We start from the raw sequence: 8,396 nt of genomic DNA, 5'->3' as shown, positions 1-8,396 counted from the left end.
ATAGACGGACATCAGGTTCGACAGTTGCGGTACTTTCGGCAGCTTCTGAACCTTGTGGGCGGGGGCGGTGATATAGTCGGACCAGGTGGCTTCCGCCGCGACGATGTCGCCCTTTTGCAGCTTGGGGCTGTTCGATTCAGTCACCTCGCAGATCGCATAGGTCGGCATGGCGTCGCCCTGCTGCACGGCGGCACGGTAGGTCGCACCCTTCATCCACGACCGGTTCGCGGCGTCGATGGACATCAGGATCACCCGCAACAGGACCTCGCCGTCGCCGGGCACGGGCATGTCGGTCTCGCCCATCTCGAAGTGGTTCCGGGTCAGCGCGTCCTTGGGCAGTTCGGCGATGGTGATCTGGCGGTTTGTCATGGGCAGGTCCTTGTGGTCAGATGCCCCGAAGCATCGGGGAGAATTGGGTGATGAGTGACGAAGCGCGGCAACACAGGTTCGTGCCGGCCAAGGGCGCGGCGGATTTGCTGCTGATCCGCCACGGCGAGACGGAGGCCGCCCGGCGCGGCGAAAGCTTTCCGCTGGTGGACGGGCACGGCGATCCGGCGTTGCGCCCCGAAGGGGAGGCGCAGGCCCGCGCGGTGGCCGAACGCTTGGGCGGAGAGCCGATTACGGCAATCTACGTCACCAGCCTGAGGCGGACACATCAGACGGCGGCGCCTCTGGCCGAAAAGCTGGGTCTGACCCTCATGACAGAGCCTGATCTGCGGGAGGTGTTCCTCGGTGATTGGGACGGAGGCGCCTACCGGTTCCACGCCGCCGAAGGCCATCCCGCCTTCGAAAAGGCCCGCGCGGGGGAGGAATGGGGCGAGATCCCAGGAGCGGAGACCACAGCGGCCCTGCATGGCCGCGTGCGCGATGCCCTCTTGCGGATCGCCCGCGCGCATCCCGATGAACGCATCGCTGTCGTCGTGCATGGCGGGGTGATCGGGGCCGCCATGGCTGTGGCCACGGGCGCGCGCCCTTTCGCCTTCAACGGGGCGGCGAATGGATCGATCAGCCGGCTGGTGATCCGGGGCGATGAATTCATCGCCCGTGGGTTCAACGATTGCGCGCATCTGGAGTGATCAATCGACGGTCAGAACGACTTTGCCCTGTACCTTCCTGTCCTGCATCATGTTGAGCGCCTCTGCCGCCTCTTCCAGCGGGAATCGAGCCGAAATGCGGGGTTTGACCCTGCCATCGGCATACATGGCGAAGAGTTCCTGCATGTTTTCCGCATGGCCCTGCGGTTCGCGCATCACCGCCGCCCCCCAGAAGACGCCGACGATCTGGCTGCCCTTCAACAGGGTCAGGTTCAGCGGAATTTTCGGGATGCCCGCGGGGAAGCCGACCACGAGGAAGCGGCCCTTCCACGCCAGTGCCCGCAGGGCAGGTTCGGCATAATCACCGCCCACCGCGTCATAGACGACATCGACACCGTCGCGCCCGGCGAGCGATTTGATCTGGTTGGAGAATTCCTTTTGCGCGTCCCGGTCCATCTCGCGCGGATAGACGATGGTTTCATCCGCACCGCATTCCTTGCAGAAATCGGCCTTGTCCTGTGACGAGACGGCGGCGATGACCTTGGCGCCCGCGGCCTTGCCAAGCTCGATCGCCGCGACACCGACACCGCCCGCGGCCCCGAGGATGAGCAGCGATTCGCCCGACTTGATCTCGGCCCGGTCTTTCAGTGCGTGATGCGATGTGCCGTAGGTGAAGATGAAACAGGCCGCGTCCTCATAGGGCATTTCATCGGGAATCTTGATGACCTTGATGGCCTCGGCGCAGACATGGGTGGCGAAACCGCCATGGCCCGTCAGGGCGAGAACCCGGTCCCCCACCGCCACGTCAGAGACGTTTTCGCCCACCGCCTCCACATCGCCCGCGACTTCGCCGCCGGGGGCGAAGGGGCGGGGCGGCTTCATCTGGTAAAGGTCACGAATGATGAGCGTGTCGGGAAAGTTGACGCCCGCCGCGCGTACCCGGATCAGCACCTCGTTCTTGCGGGGCTGCGGGGTTGGCTGCTCTTCGAGGCTCAGTGTCTCGGGTCCGCCGGGTTCGTGGCTCAGCATCGCTTTCATCGTGATCTCCTGTGACGTGTGGTCGCCAGTAGGGCGGGGGACAAACTGTCTTGTCAATCGAATATCGAAATGCAATTTTGCAGTGCGGAACTGATGTCCGCTGTCGCGAGGGGGAGTCGTCGATGCAGAGTGAAGCCGAACTGGAGGGGTTTCGCAACGAATTGCGGGACTGGCTGGAGCAGAATTGCCCCGACGAAATGCGGGACGGTCAGAACATCGAAACGGCGATCTGCTGGGGCGGCATCAACTGGAAATTCACCAGCGAAGCACAGAAGCAATGGCTGGAGCGCTGCGCGGCCAAGGGCTACACCGTGCCGACATGGCCGGTTGAATACGGCGGCGCGGGTCTGAGCCGTGCGCAGGAAAAGATCTTCCATCAGGAAATGGCCCGGATCAACGCGCGCTCGCCGCTCGAAAGTTTCGGTATCTGGATGCTCGGGCCCGCGCTGCTGCATTTCGGCAGTCACGAACAAAAGCTGCATTACCTGCCGCCCATCGCGCGCGGCGAGGTGCGCTGGTGCCAGGGATATTCGGAACCGGGCGCAGGGTCCGATCTGGCCAGCGTCCAGACGAAGGGTGAGGACAAGGGCGATCATTGGCTGGTGAACGGCCAGAAGATCTGGACCTCCTACGCGGACAAGGCCGACTGGATCTTCGCGCTGGTCCGCACCGACCGTGAAGCGCCCAAGCACAAGGGCATTTCCTTTCTGTTGATCGACATGAGCGATCCGGGTGTGGAGACGCGGCCCATCAAGCTGATTTCCGGCGCGTCGGTCTTCTGCGAGACGTTTTTTACCGACGTGAAGGTGCCCAAGCATCAGATCGTCGGGGAGGAAAATCGCGGCTGGGACGTGGCCAAATACCTGCTGACCCATGAGCGCGAGATGATCTCGGGCGGGGGGCAGGGCCTGCAGGGCGGTCGCGCGCTGGGGGCCGTGCTGGCGGAATCCGCCGGTGAGGGCGGCCTGACCGATGCGACTCTGCGGGCCGACGCCATGCGCTGCGAAGTGGACGCGCTAGCCATCGGGATGACGCTGGAGCGCTACAAGGATCAGGCCGAGGCCGGAACCGGGGCGGGCGATGCCAGCGCGATGCTCAAATACATGGGCACTGAGCTGAACAAGCAGCGGCATGAATTGCTGATGGCCGCGGGCGGCAGTGATGCGCTGGAATGGGATGGCCCGCTGGGCGACCGCCCGGCGGACTGGCTGCGCACGAAGGCGAACTCCATTGAGGGCGGTACGAGCGAAGTGATGCTGAGCATCGTATCGCGCCGTGTCCTCGGGCTTCCGGGGTAGGGACGGGCAGATGGCAAAATTGGTGATGACCGAAGACGAAACCATGCTGGCCGACAGCGCCCGCGGGTTTCTTGATGACAAGGCGCCGGTAAAGGCGCTGCGCGACCTGCGTGATGCCGGGCGGACGCATGACGCGGATCTCTGGCGTGAGATGGCGCAGATGGGCTGGGCCGGGGTGCTGGTGCCCGAAGCGCAGGGCGGCTCCGACATGGGGCATGCCGCCGCCAATGTCCTTGCCGCCGAGATGGGCAAGACGCTGGCCGTCTCTCCCTTCCTGTCCACCGCCGTCATCGCGGCCACGGCCCTGCGGCAAGTGAGCGATGCACGTGCCGAAAAGGCGCTGGCGGCCATCGCTTCGGGTGATGCGACCTATGCGCTGGCCATCGACGAGGGCAACAAGTTCGCCCCCGACAATACCGCCATGCAGGCTCGCGCCGAGGGCAACGGTTTTCGGCTGAGCGGCAAGAAGACCTTTGTCGTCGATGGCGCGCTGGCCAACCGGTTGTTGGTGCTGGCGCGGACCGATGCGGGACTCACGCTCTTCGACATCCCCGCCGACCGCGACGGGATCACCCGTAACCGGCAGAACATGATCGACGCGCGGGATTCGGCGCGTATCGAATTCGACGACGTACAGGCGACCGGTGACGACGTGCTGGGACAGGTCGATGACGCGATGTCGGTTCTTCGTCCGGCACTGGAGGCCGGGCAAGCCGCGCTCGCGGCAGAGATGTCGGGGCTGGCCGCCGGGGCCTTCGGGATGACCGTGGGCTATCTGAAGGAACGCAAGCAGTTCGGCACGACCATCGGCAGTTTTCAGGCGCTCCAGCATCGTGCCGCGCATCTGTGGTGCGAGATAGAGGTGACGGCCTCTGCCATTCTCAACGCCGGTCGGATGCTGGACGAAGATCCCGACAATGCGGCGCTCGCGGTATCGCTGGCCAAGGCCCGGGCCACCTCCACCGCGCAACTGGCGGTGCAGGAGGGCGTGCAGATGCATGGCGGGATTGGCATGACCGATGCTTTCGACATGGGATTTTACATGAAACGTGCGCGCGTCGGCGCGGAATGGCTGGGCGACTATGGCTATCACGCCGAGATCGTCGCGCGCGAAAGGGGATTTTGATGGATATTCAGACGCTCTTCGGGCTGGAGGGAAAGACCGCGCTGGTCACCGGTGGCGCCACAGGCATCGGGCGCATGGCGGCAGAGGCGCTGGTGCGGGCGGGGGCGACCGTGCTCATGGCAAGCCGCAAGGAAGGCGCCTGTGCTGCCGTCGCGGAAGAGTTGAATGGACTGGGCGTGCCGGGCAAAGCAATCGGTTTCGTCGGCGACGTGGGCTCCGAAGAGGGGATCGACGCGCTGGTTGCGGCGGTGAAAGAACGGACGGACAGCCTCCACATCCTGATGAACAACGCGGGCATCACCTGGGGTGCGCCGATGGGGCAGTTCCCCCACGCCGCATGGGAAAAGGTGATGAACGTCAACGTCGCGGGAATGTTCGACCTGACGCAAAAGCTGCTGCCGATGCTTGTGAGTTCGAGTTCGGCGGAGGATCCGGCGCGGGTCGTCAACGTCGGCTCCGTCATGGGGGAGCGTGAAATGGGCGACGGGGCCTATTCCTATTCCATGTCGAAGGCGGCGGTGCATCACATGACGCGTATCCTCGGCAAGGAGCTCGCCGGGCAGCACGTGACCGTGAACGCGCTGGCCCCCGGACCCTTCGTCTCGCGGATGACGGCCTTTGCCACCGCAAACGAAGATACCCGCGACAAGGTGGGCGACGACGTACCGCTGGGTCGCGTCGGCCGGGACGAAGACATCGCCGGTTGCATGCTCTTCCTTTGCGGAAAGGGCGGCGCCTATCTGACCGGGGCGATCTTGCCGGTTTCGGGCGGCATCAACGTGATGTCCGGCCCCAATATTTTCGAACAGGCGCTGCACTGATGGCCGATATCCGATTTGACGACCGGGTCGCCATCGTCACCGGCGCGGGCACCGGTTTGGGCCGGTCGCATGCCTTGGGACTGGCGGCGCGCGGCGCGAAGGTCGTCGTCAACGATCTGGGCGTCAGCCGGGACGGGCAGGGCGCATCGTCAGACGCGGCGGACGCGGTGGTGGAGGAAATTCGCGCCGCGGGCGGCACCGCGATGGCCCATGGCACCGATGTGGCCGACGAAGCGGGCGTGAAAGACATGGTGGCCCGCGCGATGGAGGCATGGGGCCGCATCGACATCGTGGTTAACAACGCCGGTATCCTGCGGGACAAGACCTTCGCCAAGATGGAGATGGCCGATTTCCGCAAGGTGGTGGACGTGCATCTGATCGGCTCCGCCAACGTGGCCCACGCCTGCTGGCCGATCATGCGCGAACAGAAATATGGCCGTGTGGTGCTGACCGCTTCGGCCTCCGGGCTCTATGGCAACTTCGGGCAATCAAACTACGGGGCTGCCAAGGCGGCGATGCTCGGGCTGATGAACGTCTTGCACATGGAAGGCGCGCGCGACAACATCCGCGTCAACACGCTGGCCCCTACTGCTGCCACCCGGATGACGGCCGATCTGCTGCCCGCCGAGGCGCAGGAGCTGCTCGCGCCCGAGACCATCACGCCGGGCCTGCTCTATCTGGTGAGCGAAGATGCCCCCAGCCGCGTCATCCTCGGCGCGGGGGCCGGCAGTTTCGCCCAGACCCGCGTCTATGAAACCCGCGGCGTCACGCTCACCGGGGAGGATAACACGCCCGAAGCGGTCGCCGCCGCATGGGGCGACATTACCGATCCGCAGGATCAGGAAGACATGGCTGACGCCTTCAGCCAAACTAAGAAATATGCCCGCAACGCAGCCAAGGCCCGTGGCCTGAAGCTGGATTGGGGTTAACCCAAACGAAGGAGAACCAACATGCGTGACGCAGTCATCGTTTCCACCGCCCGGACGCCTATCGGCAAGGCCTATCGCGGGGCGTTCAACAACACCTCTCCGCAGGCTCTTGCGGGACATGCCATCGCCCATGCCGTGGAACGGGCCGGGGTGGACCACGACCGGATCGTCGATGTGATCATCGGCTCGGCCCTGCAGCAGGGACACGGCGCGGGCAACATCGCCCGTCAGGCCGCGATCCGCGCGGGCCTGCCCGTCAGCGTGGCGGGCATGTCGCTCGACCGGCAGTGTGCGTCGGGCATGATGGCGATTGCCACGGCGGCCAAGCAGGTGATCACCGACGGCATGGATGTGGTCGTGGGGGGCGGTGTCGAAAGCATCTCCATGGTGCAGACGCCGGAGATGCGCGTGAAGGCCGACAACTGGCTGAAGGAGCACAAGCCCGAAATCTACATGTCCATGCTGGAGACCGCCGAAACGGTGGCCGAACGCTACGGCGTGAGCCGCGAGGCGCAGGATGAATACGCGGCCCGGTCGCAGGCCCGCACCCATGCCGCCCAGCAGGCGGGCAAGTTCGACGACGAGATCGTGCCGATGGACAGCACGATGATGATGCAGGACAAGGAAACCAAGGAAATCTCGTCCCACGACGTGAAACTCGACAAGGACGAGGGCAACCGCCCCAGCACGTCGGAGGAAAGCCTCGCCGGGCTGCAGCCCGTTTTCAAGGACGGCATCCACATCAAGGAAGGCAAGTTCATCACCGCGGGCAACGCCTCGCAGCTGTCCGACGGCGCGTCGGCCTCTGTGGTGATGGAAGCGAAGCTGGCAGAGCAGCAGGGGCTGGAGCCGCTGGGACGTTACGTTGGCGTCTGGGCGGCGGGTTGCGAGCCGGACGAAATGGGCATCGGCCCGGTCTATGCCGTGCCGCCGCTGTTGAAGGCGCATGGGCTCAAGATGGATGACATCGGCCTGTGGGAGCTGAACGAAGCCTTCGCCGTGCAGGTCATCTACAGCCGCGACAAGCTGGGCATCCCGGACGAATTGCTGAACGTAAATGGCGGCGCGATTTCCATCGGGCATCCCTATGGCATGTCCGGCGCACGGATGGTCGGCCATGCCCTGATCGAGGGCAAGCGCCGCGGTGCCAAATACGTCGTCTGCACCATGTGCGTCGGCGGCGGCATGGGTGCCGCGGGCCTGTTCGAGGTTCTCTGACACTTGCGTTTCGCGAACAAGAGGGGCGGGTTCACCCGCCCCCTTCATATCAACATGACACTGACCGGAGGTCGCATGGCCCGTACCCTCAAGCGCGACGATTCTCATTTGCCCAAGGCGCTGCAGGGGCTGCGACTGCCGATGATCGCGTCGCCGCTGTTCATCATCTCGGTGCCCAAACTGGTGATCGCGCAATGCAAGGCGGGGATCGTCGGGTCCTTTCCGGCGCTCAACGCCCGCGAGGCGGAAGGCGAGCATCCGCTGCTCGACACATGGCTGACAGTAATCCGCGAAGAACTGGACCGGCACAATCAGGCCAACCCGGACAACCCCGCCGCACCCTTTGCCGTGAACCAGATCGTGCATCGGTCCAATGGCCGGCTGGAACGCGATCTGGAGATTTGTACCCGTCACGAAGTGCCGATCTGGATCACGTCGCTCGGCGCGCGGGTGGAGGTGAACGAGGCCGCGCATTCCTGCGGCGGGATCGTTCTGCATGACATCATCAACAACAAGTTCGCGCGCAAGGCCATCGAGAAGGGGGCCGATGGGCTGGTGGCCGTGGCGGCGGGGGCCGGGGGCCATGCGGGCCAGCAATCGCCCTTTGCGCTGGTGCGCGAGATCCGCGAATGGTTCGACGGCCCGGTGGCCCTGTCAGGCGCCATCGCCACGGGCGAGGCGCTGCTTGCGGCGCGCGCTGTCGGGGCCGATCTGGGCTATACCGGTTCGCCCTTTATCGCCACGGAAGAGGCCAATGCCGAACCCGGCTACAAGGACATGATCGTGGGCTCGGGCGCGGATGACATCGTCTATTCGTCGCTCTTTACCGGGGTCTGGGGCAATTACCTCAAGGGGTCGGTGCGCAACGCGGGTATGGACCCCGACAACCTGCCGCAGGCGGATGCTTCTTCGATGAGCTTTTCGGACGGGTC

The 8,396-nt window shown here is 64.8% G+C and carries 8 protein-coding genes and 1 pseudogene; 7 read left to right on the top strand and 2 right to left on the bottom strand.

Annotated elements, in window-relative coordinates; all coding sequences use genetic code 11:
- A pseudogene (locus A3764_RS01065) lies at positions 1–369 on the bottom strand (NADP-dependent oxidoreductase); the annotation flags it as partial.
- A gap of 50 nt (positions 370–419) precedes the next feature.
- On the opposite strand from A3764_RS01065, the gene A3764_RS01060 reads away from it, so the two are divergent.
- Positions 420–1,076 carry a histidine phosphatase family protein gene (locus tag A3764_RS01060; protein WP_067925870.1) on the top strand — a complete coding sequence of 219 codons (657 nt, stop codon included), beginning with the start codon at positions 420–422 and terminating at the stop codon, positions 1,074–1,076.
- On the opposite strand, the gene A3764_RS01055 is transcribed toward A3764_RS01060, so the two are convergent.
- On the bottom strand, positions 1,077–2,072 hold the full coding sequence (locus tag A3764_RS01055) for an NADPH:quinone oxidoreductase family protein (protein ID WP_067925775.1): 996 nt from the start codon (positions 2,070–2,072) through the stop codon (positions 1,077–1,079).
- Between the two features lie 122 nt (positions 2,073–2,194).
- On the opposite strand from A3764_RS01055, the gene A3764_RS01050 reads away from it, so the two are divergent.
- The 6 genes from A3764_RS01050 to A3764_RS01025 form a co-directional block, all read left to right on the top strand.
- Positions 2,195–3,370, top strand: a complete 1,176-nt coding sequence (locus A3764_RS01050; protein WP_067925772.1) for an acyl-CoA dehydrogenase family protein — start codon at positions 2,195–2,197, stop codon at positions 3,368–3,370.
- A gap of 10 nt (positions 3,371–3,380) precedes the next feature.
- Positions 3,381–4,496, top strand: coding sequence for an acyl-CoA dehydrogenase family protein (locus A3764_RS01045; RefSeq protein WP_201722168.1), 1,116 nt, complete (start codon positions 3,381–3,383; stop codon positions 4,494–4,496).
- Positions 4,496–5,317 carry an SDR family oxidoreductase gene (locus A3764_RS01040; RefSeq protein WP_067925768.1) on the top strand — a complete coding sequence of 274 codons (822 nt, stop codon included), beginning with the start codon at positions 4,496–4,498 and terminating at the stop codon, positions 5,315–5,317. The genes A3764_RS01045 and A3764_RS01040 overlap by 1 nt, the downstream gene beginning before the upstream one ends.
- On the top strand, positions 5,317–6,246 hold the full coding sequence (locus A3764_RS01035) for an SDR family NAD(P)-dependent oxidoreductase (RefSeq protein WP_067925765.1): 930 nt from the start codon (positions 5,317–5,319) through the stop codon (positions 6,244–6,246). Before A3764_RS01040 ends, A3764_RS01035 begins: the two co-directional genes overlap by 1 nt.
- A gap of 21 nt (positions 6,247–6,267) precedes the next feature.
- The gene (locus A3764_RS01030; protein ID WP_067925762.1) at positions 6,268–7,464 is read left to right on the top strand and encodes an acetyl-CoA C-acyltransferase; all 1,197 of its coding nucleotides are present in this window, start codon (positions 6,268–6,270) and stop codon (positions 7,462–7,464) included.
- A 75-nt stretch (positions 7,465–7,539) separates the two neighbouring features.
- The coding region (locus tag A3764_RS01025; protein ID WP_067951054.1) for an NAD(P)H-dependent flavin oxidoreductase at positions 7,540–8,396 on the top strand (857 nt) is incomplete at its 3' end.

Source organism: Sulfitobacter sp. HI0129, from assembly GCF_001635395.1.
Lineage (GTDB): Bacteria > Pseudomonadota > Alphaproteobacteria > Rhodobacterales > Rhodobacteraceae > Sulfitobacter.
This window is presented reverse-complemented; position numbering and strand designations above follow the sequence as displayed.

Coding starts and splice junctions, on each gene's coding strand:
- A3764_RS01055 (WP_067925775.1), bottom strand. CDS start 2,072: ATGAAAGCGATGCTGAGCCACGAACCCGGCGGACCCGAGACACTGAGC.
- A3764_RS01035 (WP_067925765.1), top strand. CDS start 5,317: ATGGCCGATATCCGATTTGACGACCGGGTCGCCATCGTCACCGGCGCG.
- A3764_RS01060 (WP_067925870.1), top strand. CDS start 420: ATGAGTGACGAAGCGCGGCAACACAGGTTCGTGCCGGCCAAGGGCGCG.
- A3764_RS01050 (WP_067925772.1), top strand. CDS start 2,195: ATGCAGAGTGAAGCCGAACTGGAGGGGTTTCGCAACGAATTGCGGGAC.
- A3764_RS01040 (WP_067925768.1), top strand. CDS start 4,496: ATGGATATTCAGACGCTCTTCGGGCTGGAGGGAAAGACCGCGCTGGTC.
- A3764_RS01030 (WP_067925762.1), top strand. CDS start 6,268: ATGCGTGACGCAGTCATCGTTTCCACCGCCCGGACGCCTATCGGCAAG.
- A3764_RS01045 (WP_201722168.1), top strand. CDS start 3,381: ATGGCAAAATTGGTGATGACCGAAGACGAAACCATGCTGGCCGACAGC.